The organism is Kocuria sp. WN036, from assembly GCF_002287015.1.
Lineage (GTDB): Bacteria > Actinomycetota > Actinomycetes > Actinomycetales > Micrococcaceae > Kocuria > Kocuria rosea.
Map to the genome: position 1 here is coordinate 1 of NZ_NSKF01000010.1, position 20,918 is coordinate 20,918.

The following is a 20,918-nucleotide window of genomic DNA, read 5'->3' on the forward strand; positions in this document are numbered from 1 at the left end:
GAACACTCTCTCCGGCAGGCTCAAAGTCCTCGGCATTGACGCCCAACGGGCCCGCAACGCCACCCTGCGCGACCTCACCCAAGAAGTCGACGCACGAACCCTGATCGATCTCCTCGGCTACAGCCCCGACATCATCGCCCAGCACGCCGCCCGATCCGCCACACCCATGTCCGACTACATCGACCTGAAACGCCAACAGCCCCGATGACCTCGATCACCGAAGAAACGGATAACGCACTTTCCCATCAGAGGATGCCATGTTGGCGGAATGTGCGAATTCGCCAGCGGGGACGACTCCCTCGTCACCGAGCCATTGTGGTGGTTCTCTGGGGGCGGTGTTGGCCCCGCGTGAAGCCTCAAAGCCCAGAAGGTGGTCGGCGGACCGTGCTCTGACCTGCGGTTTCTGTGGGGGTTGACCGGGTTTCGCGTTTCATGCGAAGCTTTCGCGTATTATGCGAGACGATCAGCGGGGTCCGGCCGGTGTTGTGCCGGCCCTACTGCGCTCCGGGACGGGTGTGCTTCACGAGGCCGAGACGGTGTGGGCTGCGATGTTGGATGGTTGGGCGGCCCAGCAGTTCGCGCGGAATCTTTCCCCTGGCACGGTCGAGGCGCGGCGGGCGACGGTGCTGCGGTTCCGCCAGTTCGCCGACTGCTATCCGTGGGAGTGGACAGCGGGGACCGTGGACGAGTTCTTCCTGGAACTGCGGGCCCTCAAGGGCGCGGCCCGCTCGACGGTTCTGGGGTATCAGAACGCGCTGCGGATGTTCCTGGAGTATCTGACGGATCCGGCCTACGGGTGGGCTGAGCAGTGCTGGGACCGGTTCGGGAATCACCCCGCGCAGGTCTTCCACGAGTGGAACACCGCCCGCCACGCCCAGGACACGGTCGGGTCCCCGGGCAAGCGCCCCTACACCCGTGACGAGCTCGAGGACCTCTTCGACTGCGCCGACGAGCGGGTGCTGCGCATCCGTCGGGCCGGGGCCAAGGGCTGGATTCCGGCATTCCGCACGGCAACGATCATGAAGGTCGCCTACGCCTGGGGGCTGCGCCGCAACGAGGTGCGCAGCCTGGATCTGGTCGACTTCGCCACCAACCCGCAGGCGAGGCAGTTCGGCGGGGCCGGGATCGTCTACATCCGGCACGGCAAGGCCATGCGCGGGTCCCCGCCCAAGCGCCGGGCCGTGCTGACCGTGCCGGAGTTCGGCTGGGCGGTTGATTGCGTGGCGCAGTGGGCCGAGGACGTTCGTCCCCTCTACGCCCCAGCCGGGTCGACGGGCATGTGGCCCAGTGAGCGTGGCCGGGGCGCGATCACGGCGGACTCGCTGAGCCGGGCGTTCACTGAGGTCAAGCGCGAGGCCGGACTGGACGAGGACCTGGACTTCCACTCGCTGCGCCGCTCCTACGTCACCCATTTGGTCGAGATCGGCTATGACGCGTTCTTCATCCAGCAGCAGGTCGGCCACGCCCACGCCTCGACGACCTCCATCTACACCGGTCTGTCCCCCGACTACCGGGCCCGGGTCGTGGACCGGGCCATCGCCCGCATGGCCGTAGCGGCGACGAGCACCGGCACTGACAAGGAGTCCTGAACGATGAAACGGCACGTGGAGTACACCTGGCGGCTACGAGAGATCATGGCCGCGCGCGGGATGAACAACCTCTCCGACCTAATCCCCCTCCTGCAGGACCGCGGGGTGAGTCTGTCGGCCTCCCAGATCTACCGGCTCATCGGGTCCAGACCCGAACGAATGAACCTGACTCTGCTGGCCGCGTTGCTCGATGCCCTGGACTGCACCTTCGAGGAACTCTGCCCCACCACCGTCGTCGCCACCGAGACCCGCCACCAGCTGACCGGCACCGAGGCGGGCTCGGCGAAGAAGGACGCCATCCGCCCGATCCGGGCCCAGATCCACCGACCCGAATGAGCAGGCCCGAATGAGCGGGCCCGCCCACGGCGGTGGCTGCGTCCGCTGCCACCGCACCGGCTGTTGCCCGGACTCCTGGAAGGTACTCCGGCCTGCACCGACTGCACCGGGATCCCGAGCAATTTCCGCTGCACCCGGTGCGGGCGCGAGGACGAACCCGTGCGCACCGGGTTGTGCGCGCACTGCTGCCTCGCCGATGACCTCACCACCGTGCTCGATGACGGCACCGGGGCCATCGCCGCACCGCTACGGCCGCTGTTCACCGCCCTGATCTGCCAGAAGAACGCGCGTAGCGCCCGGATCTGGCTTACCGTCAACCCGCAGGCCGAGCAGCTGCTGCGGGACATCGCCCAGGGACATCTGCCTCTGACGCACGAGACCTTCCGGGACCACCCGTCAGCGGCCAAGGTCGCCTTCCTGCGGGCCCTGTGCATCGAGCACCAGCTGTTGGAGCCGGTGAACCTCGACATCGAAGGCTTCCACACCTGGTTGCAGACCAAGACCGGCGCCCTGCCCGACCCGGACGCACTGCTGATCAGCCAGTACGCCCGTTGGACCCACCTGAATCGGATGCGCCGCCTTGAGAGCACCGGGGCGCTGAAGAAGGGCACCTTCCTGGCCGCCAAGCAGTCCACCACTATGGCCATCGGCTTTCTGGACCACCTCAGGGCACGTGGGCACGGCCCGCAGGAATGCACCCAGCACGACGTGGATTCCTGGCTGGCCGAGGGGCCCACGACCCGCAGCCTGGCCCGAAGCTTCGTGCGCTGGGCTGCCGAGCACGGACACCTGCCGGCCCTGGACTTCCCCTACCGCACCGCTCGCACCACACCGGTCATCAGTCAGGCCCAACGCCTGGCGCACATCCGCGCCCTCACCGACCTCTCGGCGCCGATTCCCGGAGCACAACGAGTCGCCGCCCTCTTCCTATTGCTCTACGGCCAACCTCTCACCCGCATTTCGCGCATGAGCCTGGACCAGGTCCACGACACCGGAGACCGGCTCACCGTGGCCTTCTCCAATGATCGGCTCGAGATCCCGCCCCCGTTCGACGAGATCGTTCGTGCCCACCTGAATGCCCTGCCGAACACGAACACCTCCGCGCACCGTCAGAACACCTGGCTCTTCCCCGGCACCCGGCCAGGGCAGCACATGCACCAAAACTCGATCATGATGGCCCTGCGTGAGCGCGGCATCGAGATCCTCGGCGCCCGCAACGCCGCACTCCGGGCCCTGGTCCTGGAAATGCCCGCGCCCGTGGTGGCCGATGCCCTGCACTACAGCTATCCCGTCACCGATCGCCACCGCCGCGACGCCGGCGCAACCTTCACCGACTACATCACCAGCAGAAGCACCGGCCCCTGAACGCCAGACTCCCCCGCCCCAAACCGCCCTGCTCACTCAGAAGTCGGTCGAATACGCCGGTCTCGAACACGCAAGGCCAGCACTCACAACGACTTTATTCGCGGTTTCTGCACATCGTGAGGTTCCGGGTAACGGCGTCACTGCACCATGAGGTGCCTCTGACGTGCGCCGATTCCGCATCAGCACCGCAGACGCCAGGTCGTGCATGGCGCGGAGTAAGCCTGCGCCCAGCGGACCCATTCGCATTCTGACCTCGGCATTCGTAGGCGGCGATTGCGTTGCACGCAATCTGTGTGCGAGGGCCGCAATCGGTTTCCGGGGACTGAGGACGATCTTCCGGGCCCGGATGGCGGCGACGTGCGGTTCGCTCACATCGGCGGGCACGCCCCTACTCCTGAGGTGTTCCTGGCCAAGGCCATGAACGGACGCACTTCTCTGCAGTCGGCGAAGGCCTTGTCGCCGGCGACGGCCCGGGTCCGACGCAATGTCGTGACGAGTCTCGTGGACCTTACTTGAAGTGCCAACAGCCCCGATGACCTGCGCTCACTGAAAAACCGGATAACGCGCTTTCCCATCAGTGGTAGCGCTCTTCGGATTCATCGCTGTGTTCATCCATATCTGAACATCAATGATGACCTCATAGGTAACTGCAGATTTGCTCGGCGTCGCACTGGGCGGGGTCGCCTTGGGAGGCGGCCTGGTAGTGCTCGGCCACGGAAGTCCGCAGAGCGGTGAGCTCAGCGATGTGCTGGTCGAGGTCAGTGAGTTGCTGGGCGAGCTGGGCGGCTACGTGGGAACACGGGGCCTGTCCGGCGTCGCGGATCTGCAGGATGTTCCGGATCTCGGCCAAACTGAGTCCGGCGGCCTTGCTGCGGCGGATGAACTGCAGGCGGGCGAGGGTCTCTGGTGGGTAGTCGCGGTACCCGTTGGGACCGCGGTGCACCGGGGGCAGCAGTCCTTGCTGTTCGTAGAACCGCAGGGCTTTGGTGGTCATGCCGGCGGCTGCGGCCGCTTCACCGATCCGCACGGTGCACCTCGATCCTGGACTGTTCTGTGGCCTTCCACGGTAGAGGAAGGTTCCGGTACCGGGCACTGCCTGACCCGGAGTCGTCGGTGGCCACCCGGGGTCGGTGGTCATCCGGGTTCGGTGCGGGCGCGGTCGGTCTCCACGGCCTGCCAGGTCTTGCGGGCGGCGATCAGCACCGGGTCCCACACCGGGGAAAACGGTGGGGCGTAGGAGAGGTCGATGTTCAGCAGCTCTTCCACTGGGGTCTCGTGCCACAAAGCGACGGAGAGCACGTCGATGCGTTTGGCCGCGCCTTCTTCTCCGACGATCTGGGCTCCGAGCAGTCGTCCGGTGCCGCGTTCGGCGATGAGTTTGGTGCGGATCGGTTTGGCTCCGGGGTAGTAGCCGGCCCGGGTGGTGGAGTCGACCACGGCGGTGACCGGATCGAAGCCGGCCGCCTGCGCCTCGGCCTCGCCGAGGCCGGTGCGTCCGACTTCGATGTCGCAGATCTTGGTCACGGCGGTGCCGAGCACTCCGGGGAAGGTGGCGTAGCCGCCGCCGAGGTTGATCCCGGCGGTGCGGCCCTCCTTGTTGGCGTGGGTGCCCAGCGGGAGGCTGACGTGGCGGCGGGAGACGCGGTGGAACTTCTCCACGCAGTCCCCGGCTGCCCACACCCCGTCGATGCCGGTGCGCAGCCGGCGGTCCACCGTGATCGCCCCCGTGGCCCCCAGCGGGATCCCCGCCTGGGCGGCCAGGGTGGTGTTCGGGGTCACCCCCAGCCCGAGGATCACCAGATCGGTGGGGATGGTGGCTTGGTCGGTGACCACGGCGGTGACCTTCCCGTCGGTGGTGGCGAAGCCGGTGACGGTCTCCTCCATCCGCACCTCCATCCCGAAGCCTTCCATCGCGGTGGCGATGAGCGCGCCCATGTCCGGGTCCAGGGCCGGCAGCGGGGCCGGGGGGCGTCCGATCACGGTGATGCCCACGCCCCAGGCGGACAGGGCCTCGGCCAGTTCCAGGCCGATGTAGCCGGCCCCGACCACCACGGCCCGGCCCGGCCGGTCCCGCTCCAGCACCGTCCGCAGGGCCAGGCCGTCGTCGAGGGTCTGCACCCCGTGGATGCCGGCCGCCTCGATCCCGGGCAGTGGAGGGCGGGCCGGGGTGGCCCCGGTGGCGACCATGAGCTGGTCGAAGCCCTCCCAGGCCTCCCGGCCCCGGACGAGGTCACGCACCAGCACGGCGCGCCGGTGCAGGTCTATCTCCAGGACCTCGTGGCCGGTCCGGGCGTCGATGGCGTGGTGGTCGCGGAACTGCTGCGGGGTGCGCGCGATCAGTGCCGTGGTGTCGGCGACGTCCTTGCCGATGAAGTACGGGATCCCGCAGGCCGAGTACGAGGTGTAGTGACCGCGCTCGAACGCCACGATCTCCAACTGGTCCTGGGGCAGCTGGCGGCGGGCGGCGGAGGCCGCGCTCATCCCGGCGGCGTCCCCACCGATGACGATCAATCGTTGGGCCATGGGCTTCCCCTTTCTCGAGCAGTGCTTCGGCTTGCTGTCGCCTTCTGCAGCGGATCATGCCCGGTTGCCCGGGGCGGCGCCCAGCCCCTAGACCTCGAGCTGATCCAGTGCGGCTTGGTAGGCCTCATGGTAGGTGGGGAACTGGGCGACCTGATCGCGCAGGAGCTCCAGCGGCAGCTGCGCCCGGATCGCCAGGGCGGCGTGGTGGATCCATTCCCCGGCCTGCGGGCCGACCGCCCACGCCCCGATCAGCACCCCTCGCTCGGCGTCGGCCAGCAGCCCCAGGTGCCCGCGCGGGTCCTGCTCGTAGGTCCACGGGCGGGCGATGGCGTGGGCCAGGTCCAGTTCGGTGGCGGTGGTGCGGATCCCGCGGTGCTGAGCCTGCTCGGTGGTGAGTCCGGCCGCGGCGATCTCCGGGTCGGCGAACACCACCCGCGGGATCCCCACATAGCTGGCGGGGCGCGGGCGGCCGAGGATCGCGTCAGCGGCGATCCGCCCCTGGTACTTCGCCACATGGGTGAAGGGCATCACCGCGGTGACGTCACCGATCGCCCACAGGTTGTCGGCGGCCCGGGCGTGCTCGTCGATGAGCACCTCACCGTGTTCACCCAGACGTGCCCCGGCCGCCTCCAAGCCCAGGCCCTGGGTGCGGGGGGCGCGGCCGGTGCCGAAGATCACCACGTCGGCGGCCACCTCGCTCCCGTCCTCGAGGATCACCATACTGTCCGCACCGTTCCTGTGGGCCTTGGCGGCCGAGGCGCCCAGGCGGATGTCGACCCCGGCCTCGGCCAGGTAGTCGTGGACGAGCTCCCCCACCCGGGGGTCCTCCCGGCCCAGCAGCCGGTCCCCGCGGTGGATGAGGGTGACCTGCACCCCGAAGCGGGCCAAAAACGTGGCGGTCTCCACCCCGACGGCGCTGCCACCGACGACCACGGCGCGTTCGGGCAAATCGTGGGTGGTGTAGGTTTCCCGGTTGGTCCAGGCCGTGATCTCCTCGATCCCTTCGATCGGGGGGATCACCGCTTCGGAGCCGGTGGCGATGATGATGTGCTCGGCGGTGATCTCCCGGTTCCCGACCCGGATCCGGCCCGGGCCGGTGAGGCCGGCCTCGCCCCGGATCACGGTCGCGCCCTGGGCGGTGTAGCCCTCGGCCTGGGCGGAGTCGTCGAGGTCACGGATCATGTAGTCGCGGTATTCCCGGGTGGAGGCCCAGTCCACCTCAGCCCCGGACACCCCGGCGGCCTTGTGCACCTCGGTGCGGGCCTCGGCCGGGCGCAGCACCGTCTTGGAGGGGATACACGCCCAGTAGGCGCACTCCCCACCGATCAGCTCCCGCTCGATCACGGCGACGTTCTTCCCCGCCGCCAGCAGCCGGCCGGCGGCAACCTCACCACCGGGTCCCATGCCGAGAACGGCCACGTCGAAATGTTCGCTCATGATGTGTCTCCTTCAGATGCGGTGGATCTTTCGGCTCTACTCGTCGTGGCGCCCCGTCCCATCACGGGCAGGGTGTGCGGTGTCCGCAACCGCCCGCCCGGTCGCGGAGGAGGTCGGCGGGGCCTGGGTGAGCCGCTGCTCAGCCGTGCTGATGCCTCCCGGCCGGCCATCGTAGAGGCCTCGTGGCCGGTCACGGTCGCCCCCCTGGGCGGGGGCGGCTGGTGGGGTCCGGGCCTCAGGCGGCGCAGCAGGACAGTTTCGAGACATCGGTGCGGAAGGACTGGGCGGCGATCTTCACACCCTCAGCCATCGTCAGATACGGGCACCACAAGGTCGCCACCTGGTCCACCGTCATCCCCGCGGACAAGATGTAGACCCCGGCCGCGGCCAGGTCCCCGGCCTCCTGGGCCACCGCGGTGATCCCCACGATCCGCCCGGTGTCGGCGTCGGCGACGATCTTGATGAACCCCCGGGTGTCACGGTTCACCAGCGCCCGCGGCACGTACTCCAGGGGCAGCACCCGGCACTCACACCGGATGCCCGCCTCCCTGGCCTGCTTATCCGTCATGCCCACCGCCCCCACCGCCGGGGAGGTGAACGTGACCCGGGGAAGGTGGGTGTAGTCGACCCGCTGTCCCGCGCCGTGGAAGGCGTTCTCCACCGCGGTGACCCCGTGGGCGGAGGCCACGTAGACGAACTCCGGGTGCCCGGTGACATCCCCGGCCGCCCAGATCCGCGGGTGCGAACTCGCCAGGGTGTCCTCCACGAGGATCTCCCCCCGCCCCCCGGTGGCCACCCCCACCGTGCCCAGGCCCAGGCCCTCGGTCACCGCCCGGCGCCCGGTGGCCACCAGCAACCGGTCCGCGGTGAACTCCTGGCGCCCGGCCCGGGTGGTGGCGGCCACCACGACACCCCCGGTGGCCGGATCGGTGCCCACGGACTCGACCGCGGCCCGGCGCAGCACCTGGATGCCCTCATCGGCGAAGACCCCCATAAGGGTCTTCGAGACCTCCGGCTCCTCCCCGGACAGCAACCGGGAACGGGCCAGCACCGTGACCTGCGAGCCCAGCCGGGCGAAGAGCTGAGCCTGCTCCAAGGCCACATAGCCGCCGCCGAGCACGATCATCGACTCCGGGACCTCCGGCAGCTCCATCGCCGTCGTGGAGGTGAGGTAGTCGACATCCTCCAGCCCGGGAATCGGCGGAGCCCACGGGGCCGAGCCGGTGGCCACCAGGTAGTGGCCGGCCCGCACCTCCTCCACCGCCCCGCCGCGGCCGGTGATCTCCAGCACCGGGTCCTGGGCCGTGCCGGTGAAGGCGGCCTCCCCGCGGCGCAAATCCCACCCGTAGTCGGCGATCAGATCCACGTACTTCTCCGAACGCATCCCCTCCACCAGCCCGTCCTTGCCCGCCATCAGCCCCGGCATGTCCACCGGGCCAGCCGAGGCGGCGAGCCCGGGAAACCGACCGGAGGCATCCAGGGCCACATGGCGGGCGCCGGCGGCGGCCAGCAACGCCTTCGAGGGCACGCACCCGGTGTTCACACAGGTGCCCCCCACCGTGGACCGCTCCACCATCACCACCCGTTGGCCCAGGCTCGTTGCCCGGATCGCCGCGGCGAAAGCACCACCACCAGAACCGATGATGGCCAGATCCGTCTCGATCACTGCAGTTCCACCCATGACAACCTCCGCAAATCGGTGAGGACCACTCCCACCGGAAACTTTCCGTGTGCCCTTCTCCGACCCAGCCTGCACCCTCCCCCACAGGGGGAGGTCAAGGTGTCACTGCGACAACAGCCCCCTGCCGGTGCCGGCTGAATACTGACCCTCGGGCGCCGGGCGGGTTCAACGGTGGGTTCACCCCAGGCTCATGGCCCCATCAGCATCAGCCTGGTCGACCCTGACGTGGCGATCCCGCCCAGAACGCAGGACGCCCACTGGGCCGTCCCGACCGCACTACTCAGCTCCTCAGGGGCCTCCTCAGGATGGCCGGCCGATGGTCAGCTGCTGCCGGTGATGGTCGTAGTGCTGAGTGCCGTAGTGGTAGATCTCGGCCAGGCTCATCCAGTCCCGGAAGTACGGGTCCCAGGACACGGGCATGTGCATCCCACGGGCCAGTGCGGCCGCGGCCTCGGTCTCCAGCTGGGCCTGCAGGACCTCGACGGTGCGGTCGAACCACCGGATCAGCCGCGGACCGTGGATCACCCGCGCGGCCCCACGGTCGCTGAAGTAGTTGATCAGGTGGAAGAGCCGGGTGCCGGCCTCCAGCACCCGGGCGAAGGTGCGGCTGACCGGCTCGGGGAGACGACCCATCAGACGCACCAGCGGCAACAGGCGCCGCACGATCAGGTAGCCGAAGAACATGTGGAACAGCAGCTGCCCGTTGGTCCACCGGGTGCCTGACGAGAGCCGGTGCACATCCGCAGGGGTCGCTTCAGTGACCAGGGCGTGGAAGTCCGCGCGGACCCGCTCCAGCTCCTCATGGATGGTTCCGGGGGTGATGGGCGCGCTATTCATCGGCTGCTCCTGGAAGTGATGTCGCTGCCGGGAGCGTTCTGGGCATTGCCTGGCTTGTGGGCGATAAAACGTATGACCCGACCGCCGAAGGACAGCCGGAGGGCGAGTGGGGCAAGGCCGGCCTGGTCGAGGACTGGTCCGAAGGCTTCCGGTTCGATGAGCCGGTGCGGTGACCGGTCGGCACGGTGCACCAGGGATGCCATCGGTGAGGCCAGCAGGTCGTATCCCACGAAGGCCCCGCCCGGTCGCAGGACTCGGGCCGCCTCGGTCACCGCGTGTTCCCACTCGATGACGTGGTGGAGCATCAGAAAGCTCAGAATCGTGTCGAACGACTCGTCCTCGAAGGGCAGCCGAGTGGCATCGGCCTGACGCGCCTGGACCAAGGGGTGTCCGGCCAGGCGGTCCTGCGCGGCCTCGACCATCACCGGGTCGGCATCGGTCATGGTGAGCCGCACCCGGGGGTGGGCTCGGGCGATGGCCTCGGCCATCGCACCGCTGCCTCCACCGATCTCCAGCACGTCCCCGGTGACGGGGAACCCCTGGGTCGCCCAAGGAACCATCCGCCGGGCCACAAGGCCCCATGGCGCGCTGCGACAGAAAGAGGCCTCTAAGGCGGACATCCTCGGCATGGTTTCCACCTTTCGGCGTACGCATCGTGTGCGCCGAGCCTAGTTCCACGATCGACGGTAGTGAACCGTTTAGGCAAAGGATGGGGGCGACCTGGCCATTCACACCGCCCGGGGGCGGGCCCGAGGGAGCCGGGGTCCCGTCGTAGGGCTGAGCTCAGCAGGCGGATGGGTTAGAGGCCGAAGGCGCCGCCTTCGAGGAGGATGACCACGCCCAGGCCGATCAGCACGATCGGGAACAGGATGTGTTCCCATCGTTCCAGGACTTCGGCGATGGGTTTGCGGGTGGCCACGTACTTGGCGATAGCCACCAGCACCGCGACCATGGCCAAAAAGGCGATGCAGTAGGCCACCATCGCGGTGGGGCCCACGGTGACGAATACGGGCACATAGACCCCGATGTTGTCCCCGCCGTTGGCGAAGGTGACTGCGGCGACGGTCCAGATGCTGACCTGTTTGCCGGCGACCTTCCCCTCGTCATCGTCATCATCGTCGTCGCTGCGCCAGACCTTCCAGGCCGCGATGAGGCCGAGGATCAGGGGGATGAGGCCGAAGTAGGGAATGGCCTCGGGCGGCAGGAAGGTGCTGGCGCCCAGGGTCACCAGCACGGAGGCGACCAGGATGCCGCCGAAGCCCAGGTACTGGCCGATCCCGATTTTGGCGGTGGTGCCGCGGGCCCCGGCTCCGCGGGCGAAGAACAGGGAGAGCACGATGATGTCGTCGATGTTGGTGGCCGCGAACAGGCCGATCGCCTGCAGCACGGGGGAGATGAGTTCCATAACCTGTCTTTTCTTCAGTGGGGAGAACCGCCGACCGGGACCTGGCGTGCTGCGCTGGGTCGGGCGGCCGAGCGCAGCAGGCAGGGGAAGGCTGCCGGGAGCCGATGCCCCGGGCACCATCACCGGGGCACTGTCACCGGGTATGGGTCGCGGCGCCCGTCATGGGCACCCGAAGGCGCATCAGCACCCGCTTTCACCCTCAGTGCGTGGGCGGGCCCGGTGAGGGTGATGTATTTGTCAGTGTTCTTGGGTGGAGGTGCCGTAGGCGGGACACAGCGCGACCTGGGAACCGGTGGCTGCCAGCAGGGTCTCGGCGGCGGCGAGCACATCCATCAGCTCCGGGCGGGTCAGAGCGTAGAAGATCTGCCGCCCCTCGGTGCGTCCGGCCACCAGCCCGCACTCGCGCAGGCAGGCCACATGGGCCGAGACGGTGGATTGAGCCAGGCCCGTTTCCTCCACCAGGTCCCGCACTCGGGCTTCACCGCCGGCCAGGCGCCCCACGATGGCCAGGCGAGTGGGATCGGACAGGGAGTGGAACAGGGCCACGGCCGGGGCCAGGCCGGTCGTACAACTAGTGTTCGTCATGACCCGATCCTATCGCCTAAGTCCGATTGATTGGACGGGGTGGATCTGACGTTGCCCGCAAGGGACGGTGCAGGGCCTTTTGTCCAGGGAGTGGTGGGTCTCGGGCTGGAGACTGCCTCGACCCGAGCCTACCCGGCAGAGAAGCTGTTGTGGCCGCCGTGCAGGGGTCTGAGATAGTCATCGGCTCGGTGCGACGGGCGGCCCGGGGGCCTCGCCTGCGGTGGCTGTGGCCAAAGAGCGGCGGGCATGGGCGTGACGAGTAAAGGCCCGGGGCGGGACCCGTGGTGGCCTGGGCCAGGGCCGCCGAGGAGGTCTCGGCGGCCCTGACGTTACGCGATGAGCAGGTGGGGGCTATTCGGCGGAGATGTCCTGGGGGCGCGGAGCCAGCAGCGTACCCAGGATCAAGAGGCCGACCCCGGTGGTGACGAAGACGTCGGCGAGATTGAAGGTGGGGAACCACCCGGTGTGCAGGTAGTCCACCACCCCTCCCCCGTCGAGGCGGTCCAGGAAGTTTCCGATAGCGCCCCCGAGCATCAGGGTCGCTCCGGTACGGGCCAGCCCGGTCAGGGTGGGTGCCGCAACGAGCAAATACCAGATCAGCCCGGCGATGATCGCCCCGGTCGCGGCGATGATGACCCAGGAGGGCAGGGCCGCCCCGAGGCTGAAGGCCACCCCGGTGTTGTGGTGCAGCTGCAGCGTGAGCGGCCCCAGATCTACCGTGGTCCCGTCGGTGAGACGGGCTGAGGTCACGGCTTTGAGAATCAGATCGACGGTGGCCAGCGCCGCTGCCCCGGCCAGCAAGAGGGTCCGGGACCGGCGAGCAGATCGGGACGAAGGGCCGACCTGCCCGGCGACGGGGGCGCTCATGCGGCCGGTTCCAGAGCCGGTGCGGGCTGGGCGGTGGGCAGCTGGGTGCGGCGGGAGATCCGCCCGGCGCGTACCCCGTTGGCGATGATCAGGATTTCGGCCACCTCGTGTACCAGCACCACCGCGGCCAACCCGAGGATCCCGAACAGGGCCAGGGGGATCAGCACCGCGATCAGCGCCAGGGACACCCCGACATTCTGCAGCATGATCGAGCGGGTCCGCCGGGCGTGCTCGAGGGCTTGGGGCAGGTGGTGGAGGTCCTCGCCCATCAAGGCGATGTCGGCGGTCTCGATGGCCACGTCGGTGCCCATTGCGCCCATGGCGATGCCGATGTCGGCGGTGGCCAGGGCGGGGGCGTCGTTGACGCCGTCACCGACCATCGCCGTGGGGCGCTGCGCCTTGAGGGTGCGGATGATCTCGGCTTTGTCCTCCGGGCGCAGGTCGGCGTGGACCTGGGTGATCCCGGCGGCTGCGGCCAGGGCATGGGCGGTGAGAGTGTTGTCCCCGGTGAGCATCGCGGTGGTGTACCCGGCGCGGTTGAGCCGGGTGATCACCTCCCGGGCCTCCGGGCGCAGCTCATCGCGCACCGCGATCGCCCCAAGAACCTTCCCGTCCTGCTCGATGAGCACGGCGGTGGCCCCGGAGCGCTGCATCCGCTCGATCTCGGCGGCCAGGGGCCCCGGGTCGATCCACCCGGGCCGGCCCAGGCGCAGGCGGGCGCCGTCCAGGGTGCCGTAGAGCCCGGCCCCGGGCACGGTGTCCACCTGGGTCACCTCGGCCCGCTCAGGTGTGGCGGCGAGGATGGCCCGGGCCAGGGGGTGTTCGCTGCGGGCCTCCAACCCGGCGGCCAGCCCCAGCACCTGCTGCCGGTCCACCCCGCCAGCGGTGGCGACCTCGATGACGGCCGGGGCGTTGCGGGTGAGGGTGCCGGTCTTGTCCAAGGCGATGGTGCCGATCTTGCCCAGGGTCTCCACCGCGGCCCCGCCCTTGATCAGCACCCCGATGCGGCTGGCGGCTCCGACCGAGGCCACCACGGTGACGGGCACCGAGATCGCCAGGGCGCACGGGGAAGCGGCGACCAGCACGACCAGGGCGCGTTCGAACCACAGGACCGGCTCCCCCACGATGAACCCGTAGGCGATGATCAGGGCGGCGACGATGAGGATGCCCGGCACCAGGCGTTTGGCGATCGCATCGGCCAGTCGCTGGCCGGGGCCTTTGCGGGACTGCTCGGTCTCGACGATGTGCACGATCTTCGCCAAGGAATTGTCCTCGGCGGTGCTGGTGACTTCCACCTCCAGCGGGCCGGTGCCGTTGATGGACCCGGCGTAGACCTCCGCGCCGGGGCCGGCCTCCACGGGCACGGACTCCCCGGTCAGCGCCGAAGTGTCCAGGGAGGTGCGCCCGGTGAGGATCCGCCCATCGGTGGCCACCCGCTCCCCGGGCCGCACCACCATCCGGTCCCCCAGTACCAGCTCAGCCGGGGGCACGGTGACCTGCACCCCGGCCCGGAGCACCGTGGCCTGATCCGGGACCAGCTCCAGCAGCGCGCGCAGCCCGCGCCGGGTGCGCGCCACCGAGTACTCCTCCAGGGCCTCGGCGATGGCGTAGAGGAAGGCCAGCATCGCCGCTTCCTCGATCTGCCCCAGGGCGACCGCTCCGACGGCGGCGATGGTCATCAGGGTCCCGACCCCGATCTTGCCCCGGGCCAGCCGGCGCAGCGTGGAGGGCACGAACGTCCATCCGGCCGCCAGCAGCGCGCCCGTCTCCAGGCTCAGCGCCACCCACAGAGGAACCCCGGCCAGCGACAGGATCCAGCCGGCCAGCAGCAGCACCCCGGCCGCGGCGGCGAACCGGACCTCGCGCACCTGCCAGAAGCCCTCGGCCTCCTCCCCGGCCTCACCGGTTTCGTTCTTCTCGTCGCTGCATCCGCAGGCATCGCTCATCGGGTGATCTCCTGAATCTGGGGGGTGTCACGGGCATCCAGCCCGTAGTTCGGGCACAGACTCACGGCGTTGCCGGTGGCCGCCAGCAGCACCTCAGTGGCGGCCAGCACGTCCATCAGCTCCGGGCGGGTCAGCGAGTAGTACACGCTGCGCCCCTGCGCCCGACCCTGCACCAGCCCGCAACCACGCAAGCACGCCACATGGCCGGACACGGTCGACTGGGCCAGCCCCAGCTCGCTGGTGAGATCACGCACCCGCACCTCCCCGGAAGCCAAGCGCTGCACAATCGCCAGCCGGGTCGGGTCACTGAGGGAGTGGAACAACGCCGCCGCCGGATCCAACACCTCACAAGGGGCATCCGGAACATACTCTGAAATCGTCATGGACCGATGATAACCGTGTTTTGGGCTGACAGTGGTCATGTGCGGTAGTCTCAGGGCGCCCCCTGGCCCGAGGAGATGGTGATGACGATTGGCGGCTACTTCGCCGAGACGGTGAACTCCGGGGCCCTGCTCATCGCCGTGCCCTTGGCGGTGATCGCCGGGATCGTCTCTTTCATCTCCCCGTGCATCCTGCCGTTGGTGCCCGGCTACCTCGGCTACGTCTCCGGGCTGACCGATCCGACCCGGGCCGACAACCGGCGGCGGGTGCTGGCCGGGGTGGGGCTGTTCATCCTGGGTTTCGCGGCCGTGTTCACTGTCTACGGGGCGGCCTTCGGCGCCATCGGGGGCTGGTTGGTGCGGTGGCAGGATCCGCTGATGCGGGTGTTGGGGGTGTTCGTGGCGCTCATGGGCCTGGTGCTGGTCGGGAAGTTCCCCTTCCTGCAGCAGACCAAGAAGCTGTCCTTCCAACCCCGCACCGGCATCGCCGGCGCCCCGCTGCTCGGGGTGGTCTTCGGCCTGGGTTGGACCCCCTGCATGGGCCCGACCCTGAGTGCGGTGCTGGCGCTGAGCACCACCACCGGCGGGGCCTGGCGCGGAGCCCTGCTGGGCTTCACCTACTGCCTGGGCCTGGGCATTCCATTCGTGCTGGTCGCGGCCGGGCTCAACTGGGTCACCACGACCCTGAGCTACATCCGCCGCAACATCCGCACCTTCAACATCGCCGGCGGCTCCGTACTGATCGCCGTGGGGCTGCTGATGGTGACCGGGATCTGGATGCAGTGGATCTATCAGCTCCAAAGCCTCGCCGGCACCTTCATCACTCCTGTCTGAGCCCGGGAGAACATCCCCGGCTTGTGACGCACCGAATCCCAACACCCACCGATTCACCACACCACCACCCAGGAGCACACCATGGCGAAGATCTACCACGACGTCACCGAGATCGTGGGCAGCACCCCGCTCGTCCACCTCAACCGGCTCGACGAGGGCCTGCCCGGCAACGTCGCCGTGAAGCTGGAGTTCTACAACCCGGCGAACTCCGTCAAGGACCGCATCGGGGTCTCCATCGTCGACGCCGCCGAGAAGTCCGGGAAGCTCAAGCCCGGCGGCACGATCGTCGAGGGCACCTCCGGCAACACCGGCATCGCCCTGGCCATGGTCGGCGCGGCCCGCGGCTACAAGGTGATCCTCACCATGCCCGAGACCATGTCCACCGAGCGGCGGGTCATGCTCCGCGCCTACGGCGCCCAGATCGTGCTCACCCCGGGTACGGAGGGCATGCGCGGGGCGGTCGAGAAGGCCCAGGAGATCGTCGAGTCGACCGAGAACGCCGTGCTGGCCAAGCAGTTCGCCAACGAGGCCAACCCGGCGATCCACTACGCCACCACGGGCCCCGAGATCTGGGAGGACACCGACGGCGAGGTCGACGTGTTCGTCTCCGGCGTGGGCACCGGCGGCACCATCACCGGCGCGGGCCGCTACCTGCGCGAGCAGAAGCCGGACATCCGCCTGGTCGTCGTCGAGCCGGCCGACTCACCCCTGCTCACCGAGGGCAAGGCCGGCCCGCACAAGATCCAGGGCCTCGGGGCGAACTTCGTGCCCGACAACCTCGACCGGGAGATCTACGACGACGTCTACGACGTGAGCGTCGAGGACTCCGTGCGGGTCGCCCGGGAGCTGGGCACCAAGGAGGGCATCCTCGGCGGGATCTCCTCGGGCGCCATCGTCTGGGCCGCCCTGCAGGAGGCCGCCAAGGAGGAGAACCGGGACAAGCTGATCGTGGCGATCGTGTGCGACTTCGGGGAGCGCTACATCTCCACCCTGCTCTACGAGGACATCCGCGGCTGAGGCCCTGCCAGGGTTGCCGACCCACATCACCGATCCGCAGCTGCCGTAAGCCATCACTAAGGCCGAGCTGATGGCCCGCGTGCTGGCCGAGAACGGCCTGGGGCACGTGGGTCTCGCCCTCGATTTGGAGTCCCCGTAGCTGTCCGCCGGAGGAGAACCGCGCGTGGTCATTCCCTGGAGTCCGCCCTAACCGCGGCACCTCCGTCTCGGGCCGCATCGCCATTGCCCGGAGAGCCAATGCCCCCGCAGCCGGTGGTCGCCGCCCCGACGGCAACGGTGATTCCCGTTGCTATGATCGACGTATAACGATCATCTCTGAGTGTGCCGGCGTGCGCCTCAGGTCCTCGACAACAGGCCCGCCGTGTTGCGCTCAGAGGCCTATCGGCTTCCCGGTTCATCGTTTCCGGGGTCAGCCCCTACCCGTCCCCGAGCCCGTTTCGACCCTGAGGTGAAATGCCCGTGCCCTCGAACTCTTCACTGCCCACCCACCCGTCCCGCCGCCGTGTGCTCTCCTTGGCCGGTGCAGGAGTCCTCGGGGTGGTCATGGCCGGCTGCGGTGCGGAGGAAGATCCCCTGGCCCAACAGGCCAACACGGGAGATGAGAAGGGCTACATCGCCGGGGACGGCACCGTCTCGGAGTACGCCCCGGATCAGCGGGGGGAGCCGGTGCAGTTCAGCGGCACCCTTTTCGATGGGACCGAGCTCTCGGCCGAGGACTTGCGGGGGAAGCCCGCGCTGCTGAACTTCTGGTACGCGGCCTGCCCTCCGTGCCGGGTGGAGGCCCCGGACCTCGCCGAACTCGCCCAGCAGTTCGAGGGGCAGATCGCCTTCTACGGGGTAAACCTGCGCGATGATCAGGCCACGGCCGAGGCCTTCGAGCGGACCTTCGGGATCCCGTACCCCTCCTTCGAAGACAAGGACGGGAAGGTGGTGATGGCCCTGAACGCCTATGTGCCCCCGCGGGCGGTGCCCACCACGCTGGTGCTCGACGCCCAAGGCCGGGTCGCAGCCCGCATCCTGGGGATCGCAGACCGGTCCATCCTCGAGACCCTCCTCGAGGACACGGTGGCCGAGACAGCATGACTTCCGGCACCCCCTCCGCCGTCCCCGCACAGGGAGCTGAAAGGTCACCATGAGCACCACTAGCAGCAGGCAGAGCACCCCTGAGGACACCCCCGGCAGGGGCCCCCGAGGCTCTTCGCCCACCGGATCCGGCAAGAACCCCAGGGATGTCGAGCTGCCGGCGCTGGGGCCGGTCGGGATGGCCCGGTGGGCGTGGGCGCAGCTGACGAAGATGAACACCGCCCTGTTCCTGCTGCTGTTGCTGGCGGTGGCGGCGGTGCCCGGCTCGACCTTCCCGCAGCGGATCCAGGACACGGGTGCGGTGGCCGACTACATCGATGCCAACCCGACCCTGGGCCCGTGGCTGGACCGGCTGCAGTTCTTCGACGTGTTCTCCTCCGTGTGGTTCTCCGCGATCTACATCCTGCTGTTTGTCTCCTTGGTGGGGTGCGTACTGCCCCGGGCGGGCAAGCACTGGCGGGCCTGGCGGGCGCAGCCCCCGCGCACCCCTAAACGGCTGGAACGGCTGCCCGAGCACCGCCGCCTGGTCCTCGGTGGGCCCGCGGACGCCCCGGCCCCCGACGAGGTCGTGGCCCAGGCCGCCCGCCTGCTGGGCAAGCGCGGCTACCGGGTGGCCGTGCGCGACACAGGAGGACCGGCGCCGTCGGTGGCCGCCGAGCGGGGAATGTGGAAGGAGGTCGGCAACGTCGTCTTCCACCTGGCGCTGCTGGGCGTGCTGGTCTCCGTGGCCGTGGGGTCCCTGTTCGGCTTCAAGGGCCAGAAGATCCTCGTGGAGGGCGATTCGTTCGCCAACTCGTTGATCAACTACGACGCGTTCATCCCGGGCACCAACTTCGACGCCGACCAGCTGGAGCCGTTCTCTCTCACTCTGGAGAACTTCGAGGTCGAGTTTTACCGCGACACCGCCGTTCCCAGTCAGTACGGGACTCCGGTGGACTTCACCGCCGAGGTCACCGTCCAGCAACCCGGAGGACAGCCGCGGCAGGAGACCCTGAAGGTCAACGCCCCGGTCAACGTCGACGGGGTGAAGTCGTTCCTGATCGGCAACGGCTACGCCCCCCTGATCCGGGTGACCGACGGCAACGGCGACGTCGCCTTCGAGGGGCCGGTGGTGGGCATTCCTTCCGACGGGGTCTACACCTCCTCACTCGTGCTCAAGGTCCCCGACGCTGCCCCGGACCAGCTGGGCTTCACCGGCCTGCTGCTGCCCACCGCCGTCACCGGGGCCGATGGGCTCCCGCGGTCGGCGGATCCGGGACTGGCCAACCCGAAGCTGATCCTGTCCTCCTACTCCGGGGACCTCGGACTGGACTCCGGAGTCCCCCAGAACGTCTACGCCCTTGACGTCGAAGGGCTCACCGAGCTCAACGGCATGCTTACCCCCGATGGGCCGATCACCCTGGATGCCGCGGGCCCGGTCTACGAGCTGCCCCAGGGCAAAGGCACGATCGAGTTCCTCGATGTGAAGCGCTACGTGGGCCTGGATATCGTCTACGACCCGGGACGGACGGGCGCCTTCGTGTCCTTCGTGCTGGCCTTCACGGGCCTGTTGATGTCGATGTTCATCGCCCGCCGCCGCCTCTGGGTGAGGGCCTCGGAAGGCGTCGACAAGGACGGGGCCCCAGCCACAATCCTGGAGTACGGTCTGCTGGCTCGCGGGGAGGACCCCCGGCTGGCGGCCGAGGCGCAACGGCTGGGCGAGCTGTTCACCCAGCAGTGGGGCACCGCGCCCCCGCCCGCTGACGCTGCCGCACACCCCAAAACGAGCAGGGCCCGCAGCGGCCCGGCCCACAACTGAGAGGACACCACCGATGACCGTCAATGAGGACCTGGGCGCCTGGAGCCAGTTGTTCATGCTCCTGGCCGCCATGACCTACCTGGTGGCCTTCGTGGCCTTCGCCTGGGACATGGCCTCCCACTCCAAGATCCTGCGCAGGACCCGCCCCGAGCAACACAACAGCTCGGAAGGGCAACTGGTCGGCGCGGCAACCATTGCCACGGTGAACACGGTGGAGGCCGATGATTCCCGGGCCGGGCTGGGCACCGGTGACCGCGGCCGCGGGTACCCGGCCTCCGCCCAGTCGGTGCTGGCCGAACACGTCGCTGACTCCTCCATGCGCTACACCGGGACCCGCCGCCCCGCGGCCCGGGCGGCCGTGACCGTCATGGTCCTGGCCTTCGCCCTGCACGCCGTGGCCGTGATGGCCCGGGCGGTGGCCGCCGGACGGGTGCCCTGGGGCAACATGTACGAGTTCGCCACCACCGGGGCACTCGTCGTGGCCGGGGTCTACCTGGGTGCGCTGCTGCTGAGGGACCTGCGCTTCGTGGGCACCCTTGTCACCGGGCTCGTGGTGATCATGCTCACCGCCGCCACCATCGGCTTCCCCACCCCGGTGGGCCCGCTGGTCCCCGCGCTGCAGTCCTGGTGGCTGGTCATCCACGTGTCCATCGCCGTGGCCGCCTCCGGGATCTTCACCATCACCTTCGCCATGGCCGTCCTCCAACTGCTGCAGGCCCGCCGGGAGAAAGCCATTCTGGCCGGTGAGGCCCCCGGCATGGGCTTCCTGGGCATGGTGCCCTCCGCCCAGGCGCTGGAGAACCTGTCCTTCCGGCTCAACGCGATCGGCTTCGCGTTCTGGACCTTCACCCTGGCCGCCGGCGCCATCTGGGCCGAGCAGTCCTGGGGCCGCTACTGGGGCTGGGACGTCAAAGAAGTCTGGACGTTCGTGATCTGGGTCGTCTACGCCGCCTATATGCACGCTAGGGCCACCCGCGGCTGGACCGGCACCCGCTCAGCCTGGCTGTCCATCGTCGGATACCTGTGCGTCATCTTCAACTTCGCCGTCGTCAACACGGTCTTCACCGGCCTGCACTCTTACTCCGGGCTGTAACCCCGGCGGCGTAGACCGCCAGCTATGGGGCGGGATTCGTCGTGATCCAGCAGGGAACGGATTGCAGAAACAGGCACGGAAAGAACCCATGGGCCGCTGCCCCGCGGCGCTGGGGCGCGCATCAGGGATACTCCCGGCGCCG

General features: G+C 69.1%; 19 protein-coding genes and 1 pseudogene. 9 read left to right on the forward strand and 11 right to left on the reverse strand.

The features are described 5' to 3' along the window. The 4 genes and pseudogenes from CK505_RS18415 to CK505_RS08010 all read left to right on the forward strand — a co-directional run. Positions 1–208 (forward strand): annotated as a pseudogene (locus CK505_RS18415) (hypothetical protein); the annotation flags it as partial. Positions 209–548: 340 nt separating this feature from the next. Then, positions 549–1,589 carry a tyrosine-type recombinase/integrase gene (locus tag CK505_RS08000; RefSeq protein ID WP_255250916.1) on the forward strand — a complete coding sequence of 347 codons (1,041 nt, stop codon included), beginning with the start codon at positions 549–551 and terminating at the stop codon, positions 1,587–1,589. A 3-nt stretch (positions 1,590–1,592) separates the two neighbouring features. Continuing rightward, a complete protein-coding gene (locus tag CK505_RS08005) occupies positions 1,593–1,925 on the forward strand; it encodes a helix-turn-helix domain-containing protein (protein WP_095650744.1) in 333 nt (110 codons plus the stop codon). Positions 1,926–2,084: 159 nt separating this feature from the next. Continuing rightward, entirely contained in the window at positions 2,085–3,290 is a 1,206-nt protein-coding gene (locus CK505_RS08010; RefSeq protein ID WP_095650745.1) for a hypothetical protein, read from the forward strand. Between the two features lie 637 nt (positions 3,291–3,927). On the opposite strand, the gene CK505_RS08015 is transcribed toward CK505_RS08010, so the two are convergent. From CK505_RS08015 to CK505_RS08065, 11 genes are all read right to left on the reverse strand, one after another. Then, positions 3,928–4,317, reverse strand: a complete 390-nt coding sequence (locus tag CK505_RS08015; protein WP_095650746.1) for a heavy metal-responsive transcriptional regulator — start codon at positions 4,315–4,317, stop codon at positions 3,928–3,930. A gap of 107 nt (positions 4,318–4,424) precedes the next feature. Beyond that, the gene (locus CK505_RS08020) at positions 4,425–5,813 is read right to left on the reverse strand and encodes an FAD-dependent oxidoreductase (protein ID WP_095650747.1); all 1,389 of its coding nucleotides are present in this window, start codon (positions 5,811–5,813) and stop codon (positions 4,425–4,427) included. Between the two features lie 87 nt (positions 5,814–5,900). Continuing rightward, complete coding sequence (locus tag CK505_RS08025; protein WP_095650748.1) at positions 5,901–7,250, reverse strand: NAD(P)/FAD-dependent oxidoreductase; 1,350 nt, start codon at positions 7,248–7,250, stop codon at positions 5,901–5,903. A 235-nt stretch (positions 7,251–7,485) separates the two neighbouring features. Then, a complete protein-coding gene (merA, locus tag CK505_RS08030; RefSeq protein ID WP_095650749.1) occupies positions 7,486–8,931 on the reverse strand; it encodes a mercury(II) reductase in 1,446 nt (481 codons plus the stop codon). A gap of 300 nt (positions 8,932–9,231) precedes the next feature. Further along, positions 9,232–9,768, reverse strand: a complete 537-nt coding sequence (locus CK505_RS08035) for a DinB family protein (RefSeq protein ID WP_062737350.1) — start codon at positions 9,766–9,768, stop codon at positions 9,232–9,234. After that, on the reverse strand, positions 9,765–10,397 hold the full coding sequence (locus CK505_RS08040) for a class I SAM-dependent methyltransferase (RefSeq protein WP_095650750.1): 633 nt from the start codon (positions 10,395–10,397) through the stop codon (positions 9,765–9,767). Before CK505_RS08040 ends, CK505_RS08035 begins: the two co-directional genes overlap by 4 nt. A 170-nt stretch (positions 10,398–10,567) precedes the next feature. Then, the gene (locus CK505_RS08045) at positions 10,568–11,173 is read right to left on the reverse strand and encodes a cadmium resistance transporter (RefSeq protein ID WP_062737352.1); all 606 of its coding nucleotides are present in this window, start codon (positions 11,171–11,173) and stop codon (positions 10,568–10,570) included. A gap of 237 nt (positions 11,174–11,410) precedes the next feature. Then, complete coding sequence (locus CK505_RS08050; protein WP_095650751.1) at positions 11,411–11,758, reverse strand: helix-turn-helix transcriptional regulator; 348 nt, start codon at positions 11,756–11,758, stop codon at positions 11,411–11,413. A 351-nt stretch (positions 11,759–12,109) separates the two neighbouring features. After that, a complete protein-coding gene (gene lspA, locus CK505_RS08055) occupies positions 12,110–12,625 on the reverse strand; it encodes a signal peptidase II (RefSeq protein WP_062737354.1) in 516 nt (171 codons plus the stop codon). Beyond that, complete coding sequence (locus CK505_RS08060; protein ID WP_095650752.1) at positions 12,622–14,571, reverse strand: cation-translocating P-type ATPase; 1,950 nt, start codon at positions 14,569–14,571, stop codon at positions 12,622–12,624. The genes lspA and CK505_RS08060 overlap by 4 nt, the downstream gene beginning before the upstream one ends. Further along, complete coding sequence (locus CK505_RS08065) at positions 14,568–14,954, reverse strand: helix-turn-helix transcriptional regulator (RefSeq protein WP_062737356.1); 387 nt, start codon at positions 14,952–14,954, stop codon at positions 14,568–14,570. Before CK505_RS08065 ends, CK505_RS08060 begins: the two co-directional genes overlap by 4 nt. Positions 14,955–15,035: 81 nt before the next feature. On the opposite strand from CK505_RS08065, the gene CK505_RS08070 reads away from it, so the two are divergent. From CK505_RS08070 to ccsB, 5 genes are all read left to right on the forward strand, one after another. Next, entirely contained in the window at positions 15,036–15,785 is a 750-nt protein-coding gene (locus CK505_RS08070; RefSeq protein ID WP_095650753.1) for a cytochrome c biogenesis CcdA family protein, read from the forward strand. 81 nt (positions 15,786–15,866) lie between these two features. Beyond that, positions 15,867–16,802, forward strand: coding sequence for a cysteine synthase A (gene cysK / locus CK505_RS08075; RefSeq protein ID WP_095650754.1), 936 nt, complete (start codon positions 15,867–15,869; stop codon positions 16,800–16,802). Between the two features lie 453 nt (positions 16,803–17,255). Next, a complete protein-coding gene (locus tag CK505_RS08080) occupies positions 17,256–17,885 on the forward strand; it encodes a TlpA disulfide reductase family protein (protein ID WP_062737359.1) in 630 nt (209 codons plus the stop codon). A 49-nt stretch (positions 17,886–17,934) separates the two neighbouring features. Further along, positions 17,935–19,683: a cytochrome c biogenesis protein ResB gene (locus tag CK505_RS08085; RefSeq protein ID WP_095650755.1), complete on the forward strand. Its 1,749-nt coding sequence runs from the start codon at positions 17,935–17,937 to the stop codon at positions 19,681–19,683. 13 nt (positions 19,684–19,696) lie between these two features. Continuing rightward, positions 19,697–20,776 (forward strand): c-type cytochrome biogenesis protein CcsB, encoded by a 1,080-nt coding sequence (gene ccsB, locus CK505_RS08090; RefSeq protein WP_095650756.1) that lies wholly within the window; start codon positions 19,697–19,699, stop codon positions 20,774–20,776. Positions 20,777–20,918: the final 142 nt, after the last annotated feature.

Bases quoted from the DNA above. Each gene is read 5' to 3' on its own strand.
- CK505_RS08000 (WP_255250916.1), top strand. From the start codon at position 549: ATGTTGGATGGTTGGGCGGCCCAGCAGTTCGCGCGGAATCTTTCCCCT.
- CK505_RS08005 (WP_095650744.1), top strand. From the start codon at position 1,593: ATGAAACGGCACGTGGAGTACACCTGGCGGCTACGAGAGATCATGGCC.
- CK505_RS08020 (WP_095650747.1), bottom strand. From the start codon at position 5,813: ATGGCCCAACGATTGATCGTCATCGGTGGGGACGCCGCCGGGATGAGC.
- CK505_RS08025 (WP_095650748.1), bottom strand. From the start codon at position 7,250: ATGAGCGAACATTTCGACGTGGCCGTTCTCGGCATGGGACCCGGTGGT.
- merA (WP_095650749.1), bottom strand. From the start codon at position 8,931: ATGGGTGGAACTGCAGTGATCGAGACGGATCTGGCCATCATCGGTTCT.
- CK505_RS08035 (WP_062737350.1), bottom strand. From the start codon at position 9,768: ATGAATAGCGCGCCCATCACCCCCGGAACCATCCATGAGGAGCTGGAG.
- CK505_RS08040 (WP_095650750.1), bottom strand. From the start codon at position 10,397: ATGCCGAGGATGTCCGCCTTAGAGGCCTCTTTCTGTCGCAGCGCGCCA.
- CK505_RS08045 (WP_062737352.1), bottom strand. From the start codon at position 11,173: ATGGAACTCATCTCCCCCGTGCTGCAGGCGATCGGCCTGTTCGCGGCC.
- CK505_RS08050 (WP_095650751.1), bottom strand. From the start codon at position 11,758: ATGACGAACACTAGTTGTACGACCGGCCTGGCCCCGGCCGTGGCCCTG.
- lspA (WP_062737354.1), bottom strand. From the start codon at position 12,625: ATGAGCGCCCCCGTCGCCGGGCAGGTCGGCCCTTCGTCCCGATCTGCT.
- CK505_RS08060 (WP_095650752.1), bottom strand. From the start codon at position 14,571: ATGAGCGATGCCTGCGGATGCAGCGACGAGAAGAACGAAACCGGTGAG.
- CK505_RS08065 (WP_062737356.1), bottom strand. From the start codon at position 14,954: ATGACGATTTCAGAGTATGTTCCGGATGCCCCTTGTGAGGTGTTGGAT.
- CK505_RS08070 (WP_095650753.1), top strand. From the start codon at position 15,036: ATGACGATTGGCGGCTACTTCGCCGAGACGGTGAACTCCGGGGCCCTG.
- cysK (WP_095650754.1), top strand. From the start codon at position 15,867: ATGGCGAAGATCTACCACGACGTCACCGAGATCGTGGGCAGCACCCCG.
- CK505_RS08080 (WP_062737359.1), top strand. From the start codon at position 17,256: ATGCCCGTGCCCTCGAACTCTTCACTGCCCACCCACCCGTCCCGCCGC.
- CK505_RS08085 (WP_095650755.1), top strand. From the start codon at position 17,935: ATGAGCACCACTAGCAGCAGGCAGAGCACCCCTGAGGACACCCCCGGC.
- ccsB (WP_095650756.1), top strand. From the start codon at position 19,697: ATGACCGTCAATGAGGACCTGGGCGCCTGGAGCCAGTTGTTCATGCTC.